This is a genomic window from Massilia timonae (genome assembly GCF_001866515.1).
Classification (GTDB): Bacteria; Pseudomonadota; Gammaproteobacteria; order Burkholderiales; family Burkholderiaceae_D; genus Telluria; species Telluria timonae.
The window spans coordinates 5,031,875-5,053,760 of the sequence record NZ_JRYB01000001.1 but is presented as its reverse complement, the minus strand read 5'-3'; the positions used below and the strand labels follow the sequence as shown (position 1 = coordinate 5,053,760).

Sequence of the window (21,886 nt, the reverse complement as noted above, 5' to 3'; positions counted from 1 at the left end):
ATCAGGGATGACTCTATCACTGAAAAATTCCGCAAAGCATTAGAAAGCACAAGTCATGCGGTGATTTCATCCTTATCGGGTCTGAGCGGCCTGCTTGCCCGGCAAGCATGTTGGCGCTAACCTGCTTGTTGGAGGGTCAAGATTCTCACCGTGTATTGTCGCTTATTCTTGATTGTAACGACATAATAACGTGCAATTATGATGCCGCAATGCAACATTTTACCGCAACTTTGACAACGAGCAGATGTGCGCACAGGAGGGATGATGGACAGGTTCGCCACCCACGAAGTCGAAAACCAGGCGCCCGCGTTCAGCGGCATCAATCTGTACGCCTGCGATCCGGCGCTGCAAGAGGCGCTGCTGCGCGAGGGCGGCGGCTGGGCGGCGCCGCAGCTCGAGGCGCTCGGACAGCGGCTCGGCAGCGCCGAGGTCCAGGAGCTGGCGCGCCTTGCCAACGCCCACGGCCCGCTGCTGGCGAGCTTCGACCGCGCCGGGCGCCGCATCGACGAGCCCGAATTCCACCCCGCCTGGCATGCCCTGATGAGCCTGATGATCGGCGCCGGCGCCCACAGCGCGCCCTGGAGCGACCCGCGTCCCGGCGCCCAGGTGGCGCGGGCGGCGCAATACCTGCTGTTCGGCCAGGCCGAGAACGGTGCCCAGTGCCCGGTGACGATGACCTATGCGGCGGTGCCGGCGCTGCGCCGCGCGCCAGGGCTGGCGCAGGTGTGGCTGCCCAGGATCCTGTCGCGCGACTACGATCCCCGCCCCTTGCCGGTGGCGCAGAAGCGCGGCGCCCTGGTCGGCATGGGCATGACCGAGAAGCAGGGCGGTTCGGACGTGCGCGCCAGCACCACGCGCGCCACGCCGCTGGGGGCGGACGAGCTGCGCGACGAAGGACCGGCGGGCGCGGGCGCCTGGCGCATCGTCGGCCACAAATGGTTCTATTCGGTGCCGCAGGCCGACGCCCACCTGGTGCTGGCGCGCTGCGACGAGTCGGCTGAAGACCCGGGCGCGGGCGCCCTGAGCTGCTTCCTGGTGCCGCGCTTTCTCGCCGACGGCCGGCGCAACGCGGTGCGGGTGCAGCGCCTGAAGGACAAGCTGGGCAACCGCTCGAACGCCTCGTCCGAGGTCGAATTCTGCGGCGCGCTCGGCTGGATGATCGGCGAGCCGGGGCGCGGCATCCCGACCATCCTCGAGATGGGCAGCCATACCCGCCTTGATTGCGTGCTGGGCAGCGCCGGCATCATGCGCGCCGCCCTGTGCCATGCGCTGCACCATGCGCGCGGGCGCATGGCCTTCGGCCGGCCGCTGGCCGAGCAACCCCTGATGCAGAACGTGCTGGCCGACCTGGCGCTCGAATCCGAGGCCGCCACCGCCTTCGCCCTGCGCCTGGCGCGCTGCTTCGACGAGGGACAGGAGCCGTCCCAGGCGCTGCTGGGCCGCATCCTGACGGCGGCCGGCAAATACTGGATCTGCAAGCGCGGCCCCGGCTTCGGGGCCGAGGCGATGGAAGTCATGGGAGGCAATGGCTATGTCGAGGACGGCCCATTGGCGCGCCTGTACCGCGAGCTGCCGGTCAATTCGATCTGGGAAGGGTCGGGCAACGTGATGTGCCTGGACCTGCTGCGCGCGCTCGGCAAGTCCCCGGACGCCGCGCGCGCGGCGCTGGCGGCCGAGCTGGCGCCGGCGGCGGGGCTGGACGAGCGCTTCGCCGACCACGCGGCGGCGCTGCTGGACGGCCTGGCGGCGCGCCTGTCGGACGAAGCCGGCGCGCGGGTGCTGGCCGAGCAGATCGTGGTGGCGGTGCAGGCCGCGCTCCTGCTGCGCCATGCGCCGCCGTATGTTGGCGAGGCCTTCTTGCTCACGCGCATACTGCAGCCGGTGGGCGGGGCCTACGGCCGGTTGCCTGCCGGCATCGACCTGGAGGCGATGCTGGCGCGCGCCCTCGTGGTATGAAATGCATTTTTTTTCACGTGCAGGCCGGGACAAACGGCCGTGTGGCTGGGATAATGCGCGCTTGCATGCTTCACACAGAATCCATTGAATCCCGCCATGAAACAAGACCCGCGCTTCCCGAATCTCTATATCCTGAACCACCCGCTGATCCAGCACAAGCTGTCGCATATGCGCGAGCACGACACCTCGACGCGCACCTTCCGCGAACTGCTGCGCGAGATCACGCTGCTGATGGGATACGAGATCACGCGCGACCTGCCGCTGACCACGCGCTCGATCAAGACCCCGCTGGTGACCATTGATGCGCCGGTCATCGCAGGCAAGAAGCTGGCCGTGGTGCCGATCCTGCGCGCCGGCATCGGCATGAGCGACGGCCTGCTGGAGCTGGTGCCGTCGGCGCGCGTCGGCCACATCGGCGTGTTCCGCGACCCGGAAACCCACGAGCCGGTCGAGTACATGGTGCGCCTGCCCGACACCACCGAGCGCACCTTCATCCTGTGCGACCCGATGGTTGCCACGGGTAACTCCGCGGTGCACGCGATCGACGTGCTCAAGAAGCGCGGCGTGCCGGACGAGCAGATCCTGTTCCTGGCCCTGGTGGCGGCGCCGGAAGGCGTGCAGGTATTCCAGGACGCGCATCCGAACGTCAAGCTGTTCGTCGCTTCGCTCGACTCGCACCTGGACGAGGATGCCTACATCATCCCGGGCCTGGGCGATGCGGGCGACCGCATCTTCGGCACCAAGTAAGCGTCGCCCATGGCAACCGTGCAGCCGGCCGACCAGCAGTTCTTCGCGCGCCTCGCCGAACTCAACGAGAAGTTCGCGGCGCGGCTGCCGTCGACCATGGAGCGCCTGGCGGCGCTGTCGCAGCAACTGGAGCGCGCCGGCGAGCCGGGTTTCGACGTCGCGCCGGCGGCCGGCGAAGTGCAGGCCATGCTGCACACGCTGGCCGGCTCGGCGGCCACCTTCGGCTTTCGCGGCCTGGGCCACCATGCGCGCCTGCTGGAACAGCGGCTACGGGTGTTGCGCGCTTTCGATGTGGTGGCCGCCACGGAGTGGCAAGCCTGGCGCGCGGAACTCGACGAATACGTCCGCGTCGCGCATCGCGATCCAAAATCCCTTGGCTGAGCCCTCGCCAGTGCCCTCACTCGCGCGCGGCGCTACGCAAGCGGCATGCGCAAACTCGCGGCAGAGCGGAATTTGATTCATCGCAAACATTTGGTCGAGTCTTACGCCTATATTTTCCCTCGTACGGGATAAAAACGCGCGCTCTCCTATTTATTGAATTTTAGAATCGTTGCAGCCAGGCGGTTTTTTTATTTAACGAAGAGGGTGCACGTCGCTTTTATTCGGTATAATACGGGATCGTTGGGTTCGAGGTAGTAGTGCAGTCTGTCTGTCATTTCTTTCTTGCTTCTTCAAACGATCTGAAACGGGCGCAAGCCCAACTAACCGAAATAGGAAATTGTAATGGCAACTGGCATCGTTAAATGGTTCAATGACTCGAAGGGCTTCGGCTTCATCACCCCTGATGAAGGCGGCGAAGATCTGTTCGCGCACTTCTCGGCTATCCAGAGCACCGGCTTCAAGTCGCTGCAGGAGAACCAGCGCGTTTCGTTCGACGTGACCACCGGTCCGAAGGGCAAGCAAGCCTCGAACATCCAGCCTCTGTAATAGCCCAAGGGCTTTACGAGATAAAAATCCCCGGAATCGCCGGGGATTTTTTTTGCCTGTACGTCGCGGACCTTCTCGCCGACTCGGGCTCCGGCGCGGGCTGCGGCCTCAGGAATGGCGCCAGTAATCCGGCGCGGCGTAGCTGCGGCGCAGGAAATCCACGAAGGCGCGGATCCGCAGCGGCAGGTGGCGGCGCTGGGCGAACACGGCATGGACGTCGTTGCCGGGCGCGGCGAAGTCGTCCAGCACCGTCACCAGTTCGCCGCTCGCGATCTGGCCGCCCACTTCCCACATCGAACGCCAGGCCAGGCCCTTGCCGGCCAGCGCCCAGGCATGCAGCACGGCGCCGTCGTTGCACACCATATTGCCGCCCACTTTCAGGGTCACCGGCTTGCCGTCGTCGATGAAGGTCCAGCCGCGCTGGCTGCCTTCGCTGCTGATCGGCAGGCAGTTGTGGCGCGCCAGGTCGGCCAGTTGGCGCGGCCAGCCGTGGCGCTTGAGATAGGCCGGGGAGGCCACCACCACGCGCCGGTTGTCGGCCAGCTTGACGCCGACCAGGTTCGAGTCGTCGAGGCTGGCGATGCGGATGGCCACGTCCACGCCTTCGGCCACCAGGTCGACCACGCGGTCGGACAGGTTCAGGTTGATGCTGACGTCGCGGTGTTCGGCCAGGAACGAGGGCAGCAGCGGCGCCACGTGCTGGCGCCCGAAGCCGGCCGGCGCCGACACCGTCAGGTGGCCCGAGGCGCGCATGCTGTGCTCCGAAATGGCCGACTCGGCGTCGCCCACCTCGGCCAGGATGCGCTGGCAATCCTCGAGGAAGGCGCTGCCTTCGTCGGTCAGGACCAGGCGCCGCGTCGTGCGCTGCAGCAGCTTGACCCCGAGCCGGGCCTCGAGCGCGTCGAGGCGGCGGCCGATCATGGCCGGGGCGATGCCCTCGGCGCGCGCCGCGGCGGACAGGCTGCCGCGCGCGACGACCTCGACGAAGGTCGCCATCTGGGTGAATTTGCCCATGTTCTTTACCCGTTCCCGCCTCTTATTTGATACAAAAACACACGGATGCTGTGAGAATTTGTATGGTTTAGCGCTATTCAGGTGAATATACTTGATGCAAAGACAAACGCCAAGAAGCGCCCGTGGCGGGCGCGGCGTCGCACGCATTGTTCATCAAACTCAGGAGGCTCTATGTCCCTCACCATCCCCGCCGGCATGCAGATCACGGGCGAAATCAAGCCCGGCTACGAAAACATCCTGGTCCCGGAAGCCCTCGAACTCGTGGTCCGGCTGGCGCGCGCCTTCGCCCCGCGCCGCCAGGAATTGCTGGCCGCACGCGCAGAGCGGGCGCGCCGGCTCGACGCCGGCGAACGTCCGGACTTTTTATCCGAGACCGCCCATATCCGCGACGGCGACTGGCGGATCGCGCCGATCCCGCCTGCGCTGGCTTGCCGGCGCGTCGAAATCACCGGCCCGGTCGAGCGCAAGATGGTCATCAACGCCCTCAATTCGGGCGCCGACAGCTATATGACCGACTTCGAGGATTCGAACACGCCGAACTGGGACAACCAGATCCAGGGCCAGGTCAACCTGTTCGATGCAGTCCGCAAAACCATTTCGCTGGAGCAGAACGGCAAGTCCTACCAGTTGAAGGACAAGGTGGCGACCCTGATCGTGCGTCCGCGCGGCTGGCACCTGGACGAAAAGCACGTGCTGGTCGACGGCCAGCGCGTCTCGGGCGGCATCGTCGATTTCGCGCTGTTCATGTTCCACAACGCGAAGGAATTGCTGGCGCGCGGGGCCGGTCCGTACTTTTACCTGCCGAAGCTGGAATCGCACCTCGAAGCGCGCCTGTGGAACGACGTGTTCGTGATGACCCAGGACGCGCTGGGCCTGCCGCAGGGCACGATCAAGGCCACGGTGCTGATCGAGACCATTCTTGCCGCCTTCGAGATGGACGAGATCCTGTACGAGTTGCGCGAGCACAGCGCCGGCCTGAACGCCGGCCGCTGGGATTACATCTTCTCGTGCATCAAGAAGTTCAAGCATGACCGCGACTTCTGCCTGGCCGACCGCGCCAAGGTGACGATGACGGCGCCGTTTATGCGCGCCTATGCGCTGCTGCTGCTCAAGACCTGCCACCGGCGCGGCGCGCCGGCCATCGGCGGCATGTCGGCCCTGATTCCGATCAAGAACGATCCCGAGAAAAACGAGATCGCGATGGGCGGCGTGCGCACCGACAAGGCGCGCGATGCCACGGATGGCTATGACGGCGGCTGGGTCGCGCACCCCGGCCTGGTCGGGCTGGCGATGGAAGAGTTCACCAAGGTGCTGGGCGACAGGCCCAACCAGTTCGAGAAGCAGCGTCCGGATGTCGAGGTGACGGCCGCGCAATTGCTCGATTTCCAGCCCGAGACGCCGATCACCGAAGCCGGCCTGCGCTACAACATCAATGTCGGCATCCACTACCTGGGCGCCTGGCTGGCCGGCAATGGCTGCGTGCCGATCCACAACCTGATGGAAGACGCGGCGACGGCCGAGATCAGCCGCTCGCAGGTGTGGCAGTGGATCCGTTCGCCGAAGGGTGTGCTGGACGATGGCCGCAAGGTCACGGCGGACATGGTGCGGGCGATGATTCCCGAGGAGCTGGACAAGGTGAAGGTGGTGGCGGCCGACGGCACCCATGCGAGCTACGAGCGCGCGGCGGTGATCTTCGAACAGATGTCGACCTCGGACGAATTCGCCGAGTTCCTGACCTTGCCGTTGTACGAAGAGATCTGATGCATCCGCGTGGGCGGCCCTGGCCGTCCACGCGTCGGGGCGGCCTCGTTCAGAACGTATTCTTCCACTCGCGCAGCGCCGCGAAGGTGTCGGCCGGCGTCGCCTCGGGCTGCAGGCGGCCGGCGTCGACCAGGCTGTGCGCGATGCGCGGCAGGCGATAGCGCAGGAAGGGATTGGTCGCCTTCTCGAGCGCGATCGTCGACGGGATCGTCGGCTGGCCGGCCTCGCGCCGGGCGCCATCGGCCAGCACGCGCGCATCGAGCGCGGCATTGCCCGGCTCGACCGCCTGGGCGAAGCGCAGGTTCGACAGCGTATACTCGTGCGCGCAATACAGCAGCGTCTCGTCCGGCAGCGTCGTGAATTTCTCGAGCGAGTCCATCATCTGGCGCGGCGTGCCTTCGAACAGCCGCCCGCAGCCCGCGCCGAACAGCGTGTCGCCGCAGAACAGCCAGTGGGCGCCCGGGTCGCGCCGCACGTAGGCGATGTGGCCCAGCGTATGGCCCGGCACGTCCAGCACGTCAAGGGCAAGATCCAGCCCCGGCACCGCGATGCGTTCACCTTCGCCGAGCGGATGCGTCACCAGCGCGATGCCGTCGTCGCGCGGTCCGAACACGGGCACGTCCCAGTCCTCGAGCAAGCCCGGCACACCCCCGATATGGTCAGCATGATGATGGGTGAGTAAAATGGCGGTCAGGCGCAGCTTGTGCGCGGCCAGGGCGGCCTTGACCGGTCCGGCCTCGCCAGGGTCGACGATGGCCGCGTTGCTGCCGTCGTGAATGAGCCAGAGATAATTGTCTTTAAAGGCAGGAAGCGTCAATACCGCCAGCTGAGTGCGGGGAAGAGTCGTCATGGTGAACCGTGGGTCAAAGAGGTGGCATGGATAGCGCATCCGAAAAATCCATTATAGCGCTCGACAACTGGCTGCAATCGCCGGCGGGCGCCTACGTGCGCGCGTTCGAGCAGGCTTGCCTGGACGAGCTCACGGTGGATATCTTCGGCTTCAACGCGCTGCAGATCGGCGTGCCCCAGCTCGATGCGCTGGCGGCCAGCCGCATGCCCAATAAGTGGCAGGCGGCGACGCGCACGGCGCATGCGGACGAACTCGCGTTCGCCGCGGGCGGCAAGCAGATCGCGGTCGCGGTCGACTTCGAGGAGCTGCCGTTCGCCACCAGCAGCATCGACCTGGTGGTGCTGCCGCACGTGCTGGAGTTCGCGCTCGAGCCGCACCAGGTCTTGCGCGAAGTCGAGCGGGTCTTGATTCCGGAGGGGCAGGTGATCATCTGCGGCTTCAACCCGGCCAGCCTGTGGGGCATGCGCCAGGGCTTCCGGCGCGTCACGCAGAGCGACTACCTGCCCGAGTCCGGCGAATTCATTTCTTTGCCGCGTCTCAAAGACTGGCTAAAATTGCTGAACCTGGGCGTGACGCGCAGCCATTTTGGCTGCTACGCCCCGCCGTGCCGCACGGCCCACTGGCTCAGCCGCTTCGCGATGATGGAATCGGCGGGCGCGCGCTGGTGGCCGTATCTCGGCGCGGTCTACGTGGTGCATGCGATCAAGCGGGTCAAGGGCATGCACATCATCGGTCCCGCATGGAACAAGAAAGCGAGCAAGCGGCCGGCGGCAGTGCCGGCAGCGAACAGGAATGAGCGAACAACAAGCGAATGAAGTGAGCGCGACGCAGGTCGAGATTTATACCGACGGCGCGTGCAAGGGCAATCCAGGCACGGGCGGCTGGGGCGCGCTCCTGGTCTCGAACGGCCACGAGAAGGAAATCTTCGGCGGCGAGCCGAACACCACCAATAACCGCATGGAATTGCGCGCCGTGATCGAGGCGCTCGGCGTCCTGAACCGTCCGTGCAAGGTCGTGCTGCACACCGACAGCCAGTACGTGCAGAAGGGGATCTCGGAATGGATCCACGGCTGGAAGGCGCGCGGCTGGAAGACGGCGGCCAAGGAACCGGTCAAGAACGACGACTTGTGGAAGGCGCTCGACCAGGCGCAGCAGCAGCACGCCGTCGAATGGCGCTGGGTGCGCGGCCACAACGGCCACCCGGGCAACGAGCGGGCCGACGTGCTGGCCAATCGCGGCGCCGCCTCGGTGCGGCGCTGAGCCTTTCATCGCCGGAAGGCAAGGGCGGGCTTTGTTATACTTCGGTCCGCTTCATTTCATTAAGTAGAACATCATGCGCCAGATCGTCCTCGACACTGAAACCACCGGCCTGAATCCTCGCACGGGCGACCGCATCATCGAGGTCGGCTGCGTCGAAATCTTCAACCGCAAGCTCACCGGCAATAATTTTCATCGCTATATCAATCCCGAGCGCGAGTCGGACGAGGCGGCGCTCGCCGTCCACGGTTTGACCACCGAGTTCTTGAGCGACAAGCCGAAGTTCCATGAGATCGCCGAAGAATTGCGCGAGTTCGTGCAGGGCGCCGAGGTCATCATCCACAACGCGCCGTTCGACCTGGGCTTCCTGAACCACGAATTCACCCGCATCGGCCTGCCGCCGTTCGTCGAGCACTGCAGCGGCGTGATCGACACCCTGGTGCACGCCAAGGAACTCCATCCCGGCAAGCGCAATTCGCTGGACGCGCTGTGCGACCGCTACGAGATCTCGAACGCGCACCGCAAGCTGCACGGCGCGCTGCTCGACTCGGAGCTGCTGGCCGACGTCTACCTGGCGATGACCCGCGGCCAGAACTCGCTGACGATGGACGTCGAAGTCGAAAGCGCGAACGCCGGCGACGCGCTCGAAGTGGTGCCGCTGGGCGAGATCATCGTGGTCGCGGCCAGCGCCGACGAACTCGCGGCGCACGACGACGTGCTGGTCGGCCTCGACAAGAACGTGAAAGGCAGCTGCGTGTGGAGGAATTATTCTCCGCAGGGGTGACGAGACAGTGATTCTGTGCCATAATACGCCTCGCTTCGGGAGGTTAGCTCAGGGGTAGAGCACTGCATTCACACTGCAGGGGTCGCAAGTTCGAAACTTGCACTTCCCACCAGAATTCGCAAGGGCCAGCAGCAATGCTGGCCTTTTGTTTTCGGCGAACGTGGCAGGTACCGCTGCCTGGCCGTGTTTCTTTCGAGATCACGGCATCGGTACAAATAAGTTGGTCGATTGCCATTTGGAATAATCAAGACTCTATGGCATAATACGGCCTCGTTGGGAGGTTAGCTCAGGGGTAGAGCACTGCATTCACACTGCAGGGGTCGCAAGTTCGAAACTTGCACTTCCCACCAACAGGATTCTTCGAAACGCCCGCGCCATGCGGGCGTTTTGCGTTTGTGCTGTACTCGTTGCCATGAATCCCGGTCCACCTTCCTATCCCCCGTCGCGGCCTTGTTCCAGCGGTCAGATGTGCTTCCTCATTGCAGCGCCTGTATTGCGAGTTTGCTGGCAGTGAGCTGTCTTTCGGCCACTGAGCGATCTGCCTGAGCGACCAACGCGCAGGGCTGCCCAACCCGGCTTGATCCACGCCCAGGCAGCGCGCACCGGGTCGTTGTCCCAGCGCCGTCGACCGGGGCGCTCCGGCGCCGAAGGCGCCAGCGGGCGCTCGACGGCGGGCGAGCCACTTCTATCCAGCAGCTGCAGCGTATTGCGCTCGGGGCCATCAACAGATCGCGGGTACAGCGCCACCAAAATCAGGTCAACGTCGGCTTGCTCAGAGTAGGTTTCCTGTCGGCAGATACCATCGACGTATTGCGACCTCGGGGACTTCAATGCCGCACGTTTATCAGAACGTTTCTGCCCTTCAGGGCAAGGATCAAGTAGAGAACGGGGAATGTGTCCGTCTCGTCCAACACTTTCTTCCGCACGTGGGTCATACATCGACCTGGAGGCCTGGGGAGCGCGTTATCGACATACTGGAGCGCGGTGGGCATATTGAGCAGGGAACTGCCGTTGCTACCTTTGTGAATGGCAGGTATCCCACTGGAGCCCACAAGCATGCGGGTTTCTACGACGGCGTGGTTACCAGCTGCGCCGCAAAGACAAGTGCAGGTCGTTGTAGTGTCATGGGCATAGCCCTGATGGATCAGTGGCGGGCAAAGCCCAGGATCGCAAGGCGTACGGTGTATCGGCGGGGTGGTATGTATTCGAACGGGGACTTCCCCGATATCTCCAATAATGCCGAAGCCCTTTACACCATTGCACGCTGACCGGAGAGTCCAATGCACCTGAACCTGCTATACGTTGTAGCCTGTGTCGCTGTGGGCATGTCCTGTGGTTCGGCGAAAGCTGAACAGCGCATTGTCTGTCCTCCGGCAGTCATGTCCGACCAGATTAAAGTCCAAGCCCCCCCTGGCTGGGCTGGAGCCTACCTGCCGGACATCAAGCTGAAGCTCGACAGTGCAGGCGCCCGCCTTGGGCCACTGGAGCAGGAAGGCGTGCTCAAGGGTGATGTTATCCAGAAGAGCGACACGGTGGAGCACAAGTTCTCGCTGACCGGGGGCGTCGCCGATCAGCTGGAGAAATGGATGGTCTGTACGTACGGAGACAATGTATATCTGGCCCAGAAGTTGCCGAGCGCGACAAAGGAATGTACCGTTACCTATCGGCGTGAAACAGACTCGAAAGCCAACCCGCCGTATGCCATGTCGGCCATTTCGTGCAAGTAGGGCGTGCGGCCGTCGTCTTCGTCATCGCTGCGGCCCGTCCGACATATCGCCGCAACAAGGCCGTGGAGTTGCGGCGAGCCGGCTGGCGCTGGTCAAGGTTGCGCTCGACGCTTTTGCTCGATCTCCTGCTTGAGCTCCTCCGTGATCGTCCACGCATACAGCGTCTTGTCGCGCACGCGCACGATTTGCTCCGGCGGCCATTGCGCGCCCATGTGGAAATCGTGCGAGACGACGCGCGCGCCGACCCGCAACTGGCGCCATAGCTGCGGCATCAGCCGCAGGTTGACCTCGAACAGCAGGTACAGCATGACCACGCTGGCCGGACTGAAATCGGTGCGGAACAGGTCGGCCTGGCGAAAACGCACGCGATCCTGCACCCCGGCCGCGCGCGCGTTGGCATGCGCCTCCCGGATGCGGTCGGGATCGAGATCGATGCCGACGCCGCGCGCGCCATACTTGCGGGCGGCCGAGATCACGATGCGGCCGTCGCCGCAGCCGAGGTCGTATACCACGTCGCCGCGGCCGACCTTCGCCATCGACAGCATGCGGTCGACGATGTCCTGCGGGGTCGTCACATACGGCACCTTGGGCAGGGGGCGCTCGGCGAGCGCGGGCCGGATCGTGGCCGGGGCCAGCGCCAGGCCGGCCAGCACGGCGGCGCCGTGCAGCAGGGCGCGGCGCTCATGGGCGACAGGCGCGGCGGTCGTCGGTTCGTCGGACAAGGCATTTCCTTCTGAAGAGGCGTTGAACGGGCCGTGCAAGCGTACCCGATATCGACCGCCAGGTCGTGTACACTGGCTCCGGCCGGCATGCGGCGCGCCGTCAGGCCGATCATAAAACAGGAATCCAAAAAGAGCGGGATAGAATGGTGAACGGGTATTACGAGCCGCTGCTGGTCGTCGTGTCGATCATGGTGGCCATCCTGGCGTCGTACACGGCCCTCAGCCTGGCGATGCGGGTGCGCCAGGCCCAGGGCCGCGCGCCATACTTCTGGATTGCCGGCGGCGCGCTGGCGATGGGCAGCGGCATCTGGGCCATGCACTTCATCGGCATGCTGGCCTTCCGCCTGCCGATCCCGGTCGGCTACGATCCCCTGATCACCTTCGTCTCCTGGCTGCTGCCGGTGGTCGCGTCCGGCCTGGCGCTGTGGCATGTGCGGCACCGCGAATTCCGGCGCCGCCAGCTGGTCTGGAGCGCCATCCTGATGGGCCTGGGCATCAACGCCATGCACTACACCGGCATGGCCGGCATGCGCATGGACCCCGCCATCACCTACACCCCCTGGCTGTTCGCGCTGTCGGTCGCGATCGCGATTGGCGCCTCGGCGCTGGCGCTGCAGCTCGGCCTGCGCCTGCGCGAGGATGATCACGGCCGCGGCGGCGCGCGGCGCGCCGTGCAGCTCGCGGCCAGCGTCATCATGGGCGGCGCGATCTCCGGCATGCACTATACGGGCATGGCCGCCGCCCACTTCGAGGCCGGCAGCGTGTGCCGCGCCGCGCTCGGCGGCGTCGACCAGGATCACCTGGCGGCCCTGGTCACGGTGGCCACCGTGGCCCTGCTCAGCATCGCGCTGCTGGCCACCATCTTCGACGCGCGCCTGGATGCGCGCAACCGCACGATCGCCGAATCGCTGCAGGCGGCGGCCGAGCGCCAGCAACTGTATCTCGACGAGCAGCGCGCCCGCGTCGAGGCCGAGCACGTCAGCCAGATGAAGGACGAGTTCCTCGCCACCCTGTCGCACGAGCTGCGCACGCCGCTCAACGCCATGCTCGGCTGGTCGCAGCTGCTGTTGCAGGGCCACCGCGACGGCGCCATGCTGCGCCGCGGCCTGGAAACCATCGAGCGCAACGCGCGCGCCCAGTCGCAGCTGATCGAAGACATGCTCGACATGAGCCGCCTGCTGGCCGGCAAGGTGCGGATCGACGCGGCCCCGATCCAGCCCCAGGATTTCGTCAACGCGGCGCTCGAGACCGCGCGTCCGGCGGCGCTGGCGCGCAGCATCGCCCTGAACGCCAGCATCGACCACGGCGCCCGCCCGGTGCGCGGCGACCTGGCGCGCATGCAGCAGGTGATGTCGAACCTGCTGTCGAACGCCATCAAGTTCACCGAGCCGGGCGGCGTGGTGACGGTCACGCTGCGGATGGATGGCGAAGGCGACGAGCGCGCGGTGGCGATCGACGTGGCCGACACCGGCGCCGGCATCGCGCCCGAATTCCTGCCCTATGTGTTCGATCGCTTCCGCCAGGCCGATTCCTCGTCGGCGCGGCGTCACGGCGGCCTGGGGCTGGGCCTGGCGATCGCGCGCCAGCTGGTCGAGCTGCAGGGCGGCGCGATCAGCGTGGCCAGCCGCGGCGAAGGGCAGGGCGCCACCTTCACCCTGCACCTGCCGCTGGCCGCGCCCGGCGCGGCGCCGGCGGCGCGGCTGGAGCCCCTCGCCGGCCTGCCGCTGACGCCGCCCGAGCTGGCCGGCATGACGGTGCTGGTGATCGACGACGAACTCGATTCGCTGGAACTGGTGCAGCAGGTGCTGGCCGCCAGCGACGCCACGATCCTGACCGCCACCGGCGCGCGCGAGGCGCTGCGCCTGGTCGAGGCGCGCCGGCCCGACCTCGTCATCAGCGACATCGGCATGCCGCTGGTGGATGGTTTCGAGATGATCCGCCGCATCCGCTCGCTGCCGGATCGCGAGATCGCGGGCGTGCCGGCCATCGCCCTGACCGCGTTCTCGCGGCGCGAAGACCAGCAGCGCGCGCTGGAAGCGGGATTCGACGACTACCTGGCCAAGCCGGTGGCCCCGGCGACCTTGCTGCAGACGGTGGCGGCGATCGTCGCCCGCCGCAACCTGCTGCGTTCGCTTTAAGCGCCCGGCAGCACCAGGTCGAGTTCCAGGCCGCCTTCCGGACGGCGCAGGCCGGCCACCAGATAGCCGCGGTTGCGGCCCGCCTCCTTGCCCTTGTACAGCGCGCGGTCGGCCAGCGCGATCGCCTGCTCCCAGTCGGGCTGGACCGCGGCTTGCGCGCCGGCGCGCTCGCCATCCGGCGCGAACGGCAGCGACACCGCGCCGGCGGTGGCGCTGACCCGGAGCGCGCTGCCGTCTTCCAGCATGATCGGCGTGGCGGCGATCGCGTCCAGGATGCGCTTGACCAGCAGCGGGCGCTGCTCCTGGGTGACGCCCTGCGAATACACCAGGAATTCTTCTCCGCCCCAGCGCAGCACCATGTCCGATTCGCGCATCGCGGCGCGCAGGCGTTTGCCGACTTCGACCAGCACCGCGTCGCCTGCCGCGTGGCCATGCTCGTCGTTGATGCGCTTGAAGTGGTCGATGTCGAGCAGGGTGAAGCAGTCGGCGGAGTCCAGGCGCGGCGGCGCTTCGCCGGTGCGGCTGCGCATGCGGTCGAGGAAGGAGCGCCGGTTGAACAGACCGGTGAGCGGATCGTGCGCCGAGCGGTAGGCCAGCTCGTCGTTCAGTTCGGAAAGGCGGCGGCCGGTGAGCACCGATTTGCGGTACATCCACAGCACGCCGGCGCACAGGAACAATGCCAGCGACGCCCCCAGCGACGCGGCGGTCTGGAGCAGGCTGCGGTGGCGCAGCTCGGCATCCTTGACGGCGTTCTCCTGGCGCAGGGCGGCGATCTGGGCGGCGCGCTCGCGCGCCTTGAACTGTTCTTGCAGCGCCGAGATCGCCTTGTTGCGTTCATCGAGCGCCAGTTCCTGGATCACGGCTTCGCGTTCGCGCGTCGTGGCCAGGGCTTCGCGGAAGCGTCCGGCGGTTTCCAGCGCCTGGCTCTTCTCGGCCAGCAAGCGGCCGACGGTCGACATGGCGCCGGCCTTGCGCATCGCTGCGATCACCGCGTCGACCTGCTGCAAGCCTTCGCGCTGGCGGCCCTGGCCGAACAGGGCGAAGCCGAGATTGGCCTTCGCCATCTGCAGGCTGATCCGGTCTTCGCTGCGCTCGGCCGGGACCAGGGCGGCACGCGCCGCTTCCTCGGCTTGCTGGTAGCGGCCTGCTTTCAGGTGGGCGCCGGCGATATTGCCCAGCACATTCGCTTCGAGCGCGATCAGCTGGTGGGCATGGGCCAGCTCGAGCGCGCGCCCGAAGGCTTGCTGGGCGGCCTCGAGCTCGTCCTGCACCACCAGGGCCCGACCCTCGAAAAAGTGAACGGCGGCAGCGGTGCGCGGCGGCAGCCGGGTCGCGCCGGCGCGGATCTCGCGCAGTGTCTCGAGCGCCCGGACCGGATCGCGCGCGTTGACGTACATGCGCGCCAGCGCCAGCCGGATGTCGGCTTCGCGCGGGCTCCACAGGTCCGGATGGCGCCGCACCATGTCGAGCGCGCGCAGGAAGTGGCGCAACGCGCGGTCGTGCTGGCCGAGCGCGCTGTAGGCCATGCCGTGCAGCCCTTCGGAGCTGGCGCTGAATTCGAGACTGCCCAGCTTGCGGTAGCGTGCGTCAAGGGCCTCGAGCTGGCCGAGGGCCGCGGCCGGATCGTTGTTCTCGATCAGGCGCAGCACCCGCGCCAGGCTGGCCAGCGCGAGATTGAGCGGATCGCGTTCGGCCTCGGCCAGGCCGATGATAAGCTCGTTGGTTTCGAAGGCGTCGCGGAAGTTCCCGGCATCGGCCTGGATCCGTCGCAACAGGCGCAGGTAATGGATGCGCACCGCGTAGGGTGCGCCGGCGATCAGTTTCGGGCCTTCCTGCACCAGGATGGCGCGTGCCTGCGCATTATCGTGCTCGGCCATGGCCGCGATCTCGTCCAGCCGCGCATGCGGCTGCAAGGCCGCCGGCGCCGGCCCGGCGAGCATGGCCAGCAGTGCGCCACTCGCGAGCGCCAGCGTGAATCGGGACGGGCGTCCATTGGGAACAGTCATGGTGGCGGGATCGAGGGCGTGGCAGCGAGGGCGGGGCGGGACGGGTCAGCCCATTATCGAATGTTGATTTGAGGAAATCAAGCGCGGGGGCCTCGGCTGCGATGTTTACGCAACGGCTGTGTTCAAGAAGCAGAAATTCCCTGCCGGCATGTAAATTGCAGAAGATTTGTCAGATTGCTTTGATTCGCAACAGCATTCTGGTTATATTAGCACGTCTGCAAAAAGTTGACGGTTTGCAGGTGCAGCAAAAGCGGTTTCAAGTCAGGCATGCCGGCCCAACAGGCAGGATCTCGAGAGCGTGCCCGCACGACCTGCGGGCACGGCGCAATGACAAGACGCGGGACCACACACCTATTTGATTGGAGAACACGTAGTGAGTATTTTTAGAACCAAGAATCTGGATGCCATGCTGGCGGCCAGCGCCAAGCCGGGCGGACTCAAAAAGGTGCTCGGCCCGACCGACCTGATCCTGCTCGGTATTGGCGCCATCGTCGGCACCGGTATTTTCGTGCTCACCGGCACGGGCGCCGTCACCGCCGGCCCCGCGCTGACCATCTCCTTCATCGTGGCCGCCATGGCCTGCTGCTTCGCCGCCCTGTGCTACGCCGAGTTCGCCTCGACCGTGCCGGTTGCCGGCTCGATCTATACCTATAGCTACGCCACCCTGGGCGAATTCGTCGCCTGGATGATCGGCTGGGACCTGCTGCTCGAGTACGGCCTGGCCACCTCGACCGTCGCGGTCGGCTGGTCCGGTTATTTCCAGTCGCTGATGTCGGGCTTCGGCCTGGTGCTGCCGGACGCGCTGACCGCCGCCCCGGGCGCCCGCCCCGGCGTCGACACCCTGTTCAACCTGCCGGCCTTCCTGATCATGATCGCGCTGACCGCGATGCTGTCGCTGGGCATGCGCGAATCGGCGCGCGTCAACAACGTCATGGTCATCATCAAGACCGGCGTCGTGCTGCTGTTCATCGCCGTCGGCGTCGGCCACGTCCGTCCGGAGAACTGGGAGCCGTTCATGCCCTACGGCATGGGTGGCGTGATGAGCGCCGCCGCGCTGGTGTTCTTCGCCTTCATCGGCTTCGACGCCGTCACCTCGGCCGCCGAGGAAGTCAAGAACCCGAAGCGTGACCTGCCGATCGGCATCATCGGTTCGCTGGTGGTCGGCACCATCCTGTACGTCGTGGTCGCCGCGATCATGACCGGCATCGTGCCGCACCTGGACTTCAAGGGCGTCGACCACCCGGTCTCGCTGGCGCTGCAGGTGGCGGGCGAGAACTGGGTCGCCGGCTTCGTCGACCTGGCCGCCATCCTGGGCATGAGCACCGTGATCCTGGTGATGGCCTACGGCCAGACCCGCATCCTGTTCGCCATGTCGCGCGACGGCCTGCTGCCGTCGAAACTGTCGACCGTGCATCCGAAATACGGCACCCCGTTCTTCGCCACCTGGCTGGTGGGCATCATCTTCGGCCTGATCGCCGCCGTGGTGCCGCTGAACGTGCTGGCCGAGCTGGTGAACATCGGCACCCTGGCCGCCTTCACCCTGGTTTCGATCGCCGTGATCGTGCTGCGCAAGAAGCGTCCGGACCTGCCGCGCGCCTTCCGCTGCCCTGGCGTGCCGGTGATCCCGGGCCTGGCGATCGTGTTCTGCCTGGCGCTGATGTCCTTCCTGAGCTGGCATACCTGGCTGGCGTTCGCCATCTGGCTGGCGATCGGCGCCGCCGTCTACTTCGGTTATGCACGCCAGCGCTCGCTGCTGAACAAGCCGCAGTAATCCCGCTCCACACGGCGGGCCATTCCGGCCCGCCGCCTCGCCCTCGCCGGCGCTTCATGTTAATCTGCCATCTTTGACGCCGCGTGCGCGTCCTCGAAGTGGAGATGTCTCATGAGCGCCATCGTGCTCGGCCAGGGCGATGCCCTCCTGATCGTCGACCTGCAGGTCGACTTCCTTCCCGGCGGCAAACTGGGCGTCCCGCATGGCGACCAGGTCATCGCGCCGATCAACCGCCTGATCGACCTGTACCGGGCGCGTGCGCTGCCGGTCTATGCTTCGCGCGACTGGCATCCCGAACTGCATTGCTCCTTCGCCGGCCAGGGCGGCCCGTGGCCGCCGCATTGCGTGGCCGGCACCGAAGGCGCCGGCTTTTCTTCCGAACTGGCGCTGCCGGACGACGTCAGCGTGGTGTCCAAGGCCGACACGGTCGAGGTCGATGCGTATTCCGCCTTCAGCGGCACCGGGCTGGCCCCGGCGCTGCGCGCGCGCGGCATCCGGCGTCTCGCGGTGTGCGGCCTGGCCACCGATTATTGCGTGCTCAACACCGTGCTCGACGGCCTGGCCGACTTCGAGATCCTGATCGTCGCCGAGGCCATGCGGGCGGTCGACGTCCAGCCCGGCGACGGCGACCATGCGATGACCCGCATGCTGGGCGCCGGCGCGGTGCCGGTGCGGCTGTCGGAGCATGGCCTGGTGGCCGACGTGGAGTTGGGCGCGCGTCTTTGACGCCGCGCGATTGCGCCCCTCTGGACGCTGGCGCACGGTAGTCCCTGCAGGGTCGTCCTAGGATCGCCTTTCCATCTTTGCGAAAGGACACCGGCATGACCAGCACCGTAGGAGATTTCCTGATCGAGCGTCTCGGGCAATGGGGCGTGCAGCGCGTCTATGGCTATCCGGGCGACGGCATCAACGGCATCCTGGCCGCCTTCGGGCGCCAGGACGCGATCGAATTCGTCCAGAGCCGCCACGAAGAGATGTCGGCCTTCATGGCCTGCGGCCACGCGAAGTTCACCAACGAGGTGGGCGTATGCCTGGCGACTTCCGGTCCCGGCGCCATCCACCTGCTCAATGGCCTGTACGACGCCAAGCTCGATCACCAGCCGGTGGTCGCCATCGTCGGCCAGCAGCAGCGCTCCGCGCTCGGCGCCCACTACCAGCAAGAGGTCGACCTGGTCACGCTGTTCAAGGACGTGGCGGGCGAGTTCGTGCAGATGGCGACCGACGCCGCCCAGGTGCGCCACCTGATCGACCGCGCATTCCGGATCGCCCGGGCGCGGCGCTGCGTGACCTGCATCATCATCCCCAACGATCTGCAGGAAGAAGACGCGGTGCCGCATCCGCCGCGCGAACACGGCAACACCTTCTCGGGCGTCGGCGCCGCACTGGAGGCGGCGGTGCCGCCGCTTGAAGCGCTGCGCGCCGCCGCCGACCTGCTCAATGCCGGCGACAGGGTCGCGATCCTGGCCGGCGCCGGCGCCCATGGCGCGCTGGACGAACTGGTCGAGGCGGCCGAACTGCTCGGCGCCGGCATCGCCAAGGCGCTGCTGGGCAAGGCCGTGGTGCCGGACGACCTGCCGTTCTGCACCGGCACCATCGGCATGATCGGCACCCAGGCCAGCGACGCGATGATGAAGGAATGCGACACGCTCCTGATGGTCGGCTCCAGCTTCCCGTACGCCGAATTCCTGCCGCAGGAAGGCAGCGTGAAGGCGGTGCAGATCGACGTCGACGCGACCATGCTCGGCCTGCGCTATCCGATGGACGTGAACCTGGCGGGCGATGCGCGCGCGACCCTGCGCGCCTTGATCCCGCTGTTGCGGCGCAAGGACGACCGCTCCTGGCGCGCGCGCATCGAGTCGAACGTGGCCGAGAGCTGGCGCGTGCTGGACGAACGCGCGCGCCAGCCGGGCAAGCCGGTCAACCCGCAGCACGCCTTCAGCGAGCTGTCGCCGCGCCTGCCGTCAGACGTGATCCTGACCGGCGATTCGGGCTCGGTGTCGGCCTGGTATGCGCTGCACCTGCGCCTGCGGCGCGGGATGATGGCGTCGCTGTCGGGCGGCCTGGCGACCATGGGTTCCGCCGTGCCGTATGCGATGGCGGCCAAGATGGCGCATCCGGGACGGCCGGTGATCGCCCTGGCCGGCGACGGCGCGATGCAGATGAACGGCATGAACGGCCTGATCACGATCGCGCGCCACTGGCGCGACTGGGCCAATCCCACGCTCGTGGTGCTGGTGCTGAACAACCGCGACCTGAACTTCGTGACCTGGGAACAGCGCGGCATGCAGGGCGAGCCGAAGTACGAGGCGTCGCAGCAACTGCCCGACTTCTCGTATGCCGAGTATGCGCGCATGCTGGGGCTGGACGGCGTGCGGGTCGACGATCCGGACGCGCTCGGAGCGGCCTGGGACCAGGCCCTGGCGGCCGGCCGGCCGTTCGTGCTCGAAGTGCTGTCCGATCCGAATATTCCGCCATTCCCGCCGCACATCGTCGATGCCCAGGCCGAGAAATATCGGCAGGCGCAAGAGAAGGGCGATCCCGAGGCGGCCGACGTCGAACGCGGCATGCGCCAGCAGGGTGGCGACGCATCGGCATAAGCAAATTGGCAAGCGATTGCTGCGCTGCGAGATATTATTTTGTAATCCCTCTCTTACATCCTCGCAGCGCGCCTACCGATTTTCGCAACATGGTCCAGCTTGGATAATGTCGGTAATCGTCCATGGGACACTTCACGATGCGAGACATGACACCAATGTTGTTAGCCGACGCGCCGCGCGTCGAGACCGCGCCCCTTGCCACCGCAGAAGGCGCGAAGGACCTGTACTTTTCGCTGTACGCCGATCCGTCAGCGACGCCCCAGCAGGCCAAGGACTTCGTGGCCGCGCAGATCGCAGTCGCGCGCGAGCTGCCGTCCGACCTGCCCGCGAACCTGGATCAGCTGCAGGCCTGGATCGAACAGCGCACCGAGATCGTCGGCCAGCAGTACCGCGACTACCTCGCGGCGCGCAAGAACGGCGCGCCGCGCCGCTATTTCTCGTGCCGCGCGCATGCGCTGTACTTCATCAAGGGCGTGGCCCCGACCAAGCTGGTCGACGGCGCCTGGCTGTATGGCTTGACGCGCCAGTGGGACGACGTCGCCTTCCACCCCTTGATCAAGACCTATCTCGAAGAACTGGGCGACGGCCTGCCGGACAAGAACCATGTGACGCTGTACCGCAAGCTGCTGGCCACCCACGGCTGCGAAAGCTGGGAAGACCTGGGCGACGACCACTTCCTGCAAGGCGCGCTGCAGCTGGCGCTGGGCCACCACGCCGAGCACTTCCTGCCCGAAGTCGTCGGCTACAACCTGGGCTACGAACAGCTGCCGCTGCACTTGTTGATCACGTCCTATGAGCTGAACGAACTGGGCATCGACCCGTATTACTTCACCCTGCACGTGACGGTCGATAACGCCGCCAGCGGCCATGCGCGCAAGGCGGTGCAGGCGGTGCACGACCTGATGCCGAAGGTCGGCGACCGCGAAGCCTTCTGGCAGCGCGTGGTCGACGGCTACCGCCTGAACGAACTGGGCGCCAGCACCACCTCGGTGATCGGCGAATTCGACCTGCAATCCGAACTGGTCGGCATCCTGGCCGCCAAGAGCGGCGTGGGCAAGAACATGCATTCGGATTACTGCCGCGTGGCCGGCCGCTCGGTCAACGACTGGCTGACCGACCCGGCGCAGATCCCGGCCTTCCTGGCCGCCCTCGAAGGCGCCGGCTGGATCAAGCGCGGCGAGGACGTCGAGCACAGCCGCTTCTGGCGCCTGGTCGAAGGCGAGCGGGCCGAGATGTTCGGCGTGTTCAACGCCTACGAATTGCAGGTGCTGCGCGACTGGATCACCTCGACCGCCGACGGCAAGCCGGCCAGCGCCCAGCGCGTGCTCACCGCGCGCGCGCGCCAGCGCACCCTGGATCAGCTGGGGCAGGGGGCGCAGCGCAGCCATGCGCATCCGGTGCGCGGCCTGATCCGCCGCCACGCCAACCTGGACGATGCCGACGCCAATAACGAGCTGCGCCTGCTGGAGCAGCAGGTGGCGGCGGCCAACGGCAAGCAGGAGGCGATGCAGCTGCTGGGCCGCCTGCTGTCGCCGGAGATTCACCATACGGCGGTGGGCCTGATGGCCACCCGCATGTACACGCAACTGTTCGACGCCTGAAGCGCCCGCACTGCGACAAACGGCCGGC

At 66.5% G+C, this 21,886-nt stretch carries 19 protein-coding genes and 2 tRNA genes; 17 read left to right on the top strand and 4 right to left on the bottom strand.

Features of this window, described 5'->3' with window-relative positions:
* The first annotated feature begins 264 nt into the window (after nt 1–264).
* The 4 genes from LO55_RS21400 (at nt 265) to LO55_RS21385 (ending at nt 3,630) form a co-directional block, all read left to right on the top strand.
* The gene (locus tag LO55_RS21400; RefSeq protein ID WP_071363031.1) at nt 265–1,956 is read left to right on the top strand and encodes an isovaleryl-CoA dehydrogenase; all 1,692 of its coding nucleotides are present in this window, start codon (nt 265–267) and stop codon (nt 1,954–1,956) included.
* Between the two features lie 96 nt (nt 1,957–2,052).
* The gene (gene upp, locus LO55_RS21395; RefSeq protein ID WP_005670336.1) at nt 2,053–2,703 is read left to right on the top strand and encodes a uracil phosphoribosyltransferase; all 651 of its coding nucleotides are present in this window, start codon (nt 2,053–2,055) and stop codon (nt 2,701–2,703) included.
* 9 nt (nt 2,704–2,712) lie between these two features.
* Nucleotides 2,713–3,084, top strand: a complete 372-nt coding sequence (locus LO55_RS21390) for an Hpt domain-containing protein (RefSeq protein WP_005670338.1) — start codon at nt 2,713–2,715, stop codon at nt 3,082–3,084.
* 342 nt (nt 3,085–3,426) lie between these two features.
* Nucleotides 3,427–3,630: a cold-shock protein gene (locus tag LO55_RS21385; protein ID WP_005670341.1), complete on the top strand. Its 204-nt coding sequence runs from the start codon at nt 3,427–3,429 to the stop codon at nt 3,628–3,630.
* A gap of 108 nt (nt 3,631–3,738) precedes the next feature.
* On the opposite strand, the gene LO55_RS21380 is transcribed toward LO55_RS21385, so the two are convergent.
* Nucleotides 3,739–4,644 carry a LysR family transcriptional regulator gene (locus LO55_RS21380; RefSeq protein ID WP_005670344.1) on the bottom strand — a complete coding sequence of 302 codons (906 nt, stop codon included), beginning with the start codon at nt 4,642–4,644 and terminating at the stop codon, nt 3,739–3,741.
* A gap of 171 nt (nt 4,645–4,815) precedes the next feature.
* On the opposite strand from LO55_RS21380, the gene aceB reads away from it, so the two are divergent.
* On the top strand, nt 4,816–6,405 hold the full coding sequence (gene aceB / locus LO55_RS21375) for a malate synthase A (protein WP_071363030.1): 1,590 nt from the start codon (nt 4,816–4,818) through the stop codon (nt 6,403–6,405).
* Nucleotides 6,406–6,454: 49 nt separating this feature from the next.
* On the opposite strand, the gene gloB is transcribed toward aceB, so the two are convergent.
* Nucleotides 6,455–7,255 (bottom strand): hydroxyacylglutathione hydrolase, encoded by an 801-nt coding sequence (gene gloB, locus LO55_RS21370; protein WP_071363029.1) that lies wholly within the window; start codon nt 7,253–7,255, stop codon nt 6,455–6,457.
* 26 nt (nt 7,256–7,281) lie between these two features.
* Here gloB and LO55_RS21365 point away from each other — a divergent pair, with 26 nt between their 5' ends.
* The 7 genes from LO55_RS21365 to LO55_RS21340 all read left to right on the top strand — a co-directional run bounded on the left by LO55_RS21365 (nt 7,282) and on the right by LO55_RS21340 (nt 11,023).
* Complete coding sequence (locus tag LO55_RS21365; protein WP_005670350.1) at nt 7,282–8,070, top strand: class I SAM-dependent methyltransferase; 789 nt, start codon at nt 7,282–7,284, stop codon at nt 8,068–8,070.
* Complete coding sequence (gene rnhA, locus LO55_RS21360) at nt 8,048–8,515, top strand: ribonuclease HI (protein ID WP_005670352.1); 468 nt, start codon at nt 8,048–8,050, stop codon at nt 8,513–8,515. Before LO55_RS21365 ends, rnhA begins: the two co-directional genes overlap by 23 nt.
* A 73-nt stretch (nt 8,516–8,588) precedes the next feature.
* The gene (gene dnaQ, locus LO55_RS21355) at nt 8,589–9,296 is read left to right on the top strand and encodes a DNA polymerase III subunit epsilon (RefSeq protein ID WP_071363028.1); all 708 of its coding nucleotides are present in this window, start codon (nt 8,589–8,591) and stop codon (nt 9,294–9,296) included.
* Nucleotides 9,297–9,333: 37 nt separating this feature from the next.
* Nucleotides 9,334–9,408: transfer RNA gene (locus LO55_RS21350), tRNA-Val, on the top strand.
* A gap of 163 nt (nt 9,409–9,571) precedes the next feature.
* Nucleotides 9,572–9,646, top strand: a tRNA-Val gene (locus LO55_RS21345).
* A 480-nt stretch (nt 9,647–10,126) separates the two neighbouring features.
* The gene (locus LO55_RS26055) at nt 10,127–10,564 is read left to right on the top strand and encodes a BPSL0067 family protein (protein WP_083415495.1); all 438 of its coding nucleotides are present in this window, start codon (nt 10,127–10,129) and stop codon (nt 10,562–10,564) included.
* A 12-nt stretch (nt 10,565–10,576) separates the two neighbouring features.
* A complete protein-coding gene (locus tag LO55_RS21340) occupies nt 10,577–11,023 on the top strand; it encodes an STY0301 family protein (RefSeq protein WP_071363027.1) in 447 nt (148 codons plus the stop codon).
* Between the two features lie 92 nt (nt 11,024–11,115).
* Here LO55_RS21340 and LO55_RS21335 read toward each other — a convergent pair whose 3' ends face one another.
* Nucleotides 11,116–11,745: a class I SAM-dependent methyltransferase gene (locus tag LO55_RS21335; RefSeq protein WP_071363026.1), complete on the bottom strand. Its 630-nt coding sequence runs from the start codon at nt 11,743–11,745 to the stop codon at nt 11,116–11,118.
* Between the two features lie 143 nt (nt 11,746–11,888).
* Between LO55_RS21335 and LO55_RS21330 the strand changes: the two genes are divergently transcribed.
* Entirely contained in the window at nt 11,889–13,883 is a 1,995-nt protein-coding gene (locus LO55_RS21330) for an MHYT domain-containing protein (protein ID WP_071363025.1), read from the top strand.
* Here the strand turns inward: LO55_RS21330 and LO55_RS21325 are convergent.
* Nucleotides 13,880–15,889, bottom strand: a complete 2,010-nt coding sequence (locus LO55_RS21325) for a GGDEF domain-containing protein (RefSeq protein WP_229410206.1) — start codon at nt 15,887–15,889, stop codon at nt 13,880–13,882. The genes LO55_RS21330 and LO55_RS21325 overlap by 4 nt on opposite strands.
* A 373-nt stretch (nt 15,890–16,262) precedes the next feature.
* Here LO55_RS21325 and bcaP point away from each other — a divergent pair, with 373 nt between their 5' ends.
* The 4 genes from bcaP (at nt 16,263) to LO55_RS21305 (ending at nt 21,858) form a co-directional block, all read left to right on the top strand.
* On the top strand, nt 16,263–17,660 hold the full coding sequence (bcaP, locus tag LO55_RS21320; RefSeq protein WP_071363024.1) for a branched-chain amino acid transporter BcaP: 1,398 nt from the start codon (nt 16,263–16,265) through the stop codon (nt 17,658–17,660).
* Nucleotides 17,661–17,771: 111 nt separating this feature from the next.
* Nucleotides 17,772–18,386 (top strand): isochorismatase family protein, encoded by a 615-nt coding sequence (locus LO55_RS21315; RefSeq protein WP_071363023.1) that lies wholly within the window; start codon nt 17,772–17,774, stop codon nt 18,384–18,386.
* A 95-nt stretch (nt 18,387–18,481) separates the two neighbouring features.
* Nucleotides 18,482–20,257: a thiamine pyrophosphate-requiring protein gene (locus LO55_RS21310; protein WP_071363022.1), complete on the top strand. Its 1,776-nt coding sequence runs from the start codon at nt 18,482–18,484 to the stop codon at nt 20,255–20,257.
* 146 nt (nt 20,258–20,403) lie between these two features.
* Nucleotides 20,404–21,858: an iron-containing redox enzyme family protein gene (locus LO55_RS21305; RefSeq protein ID WP_083415494.1), complete on the top strand. Its 1,455-nt coding sequence runs from the start codon at nt 20,404–20,406 to the stop codon at nt 21,856–21,858.
* Nucleotides 21,859–21,886 lie beyond the last annotated feature (28 nt).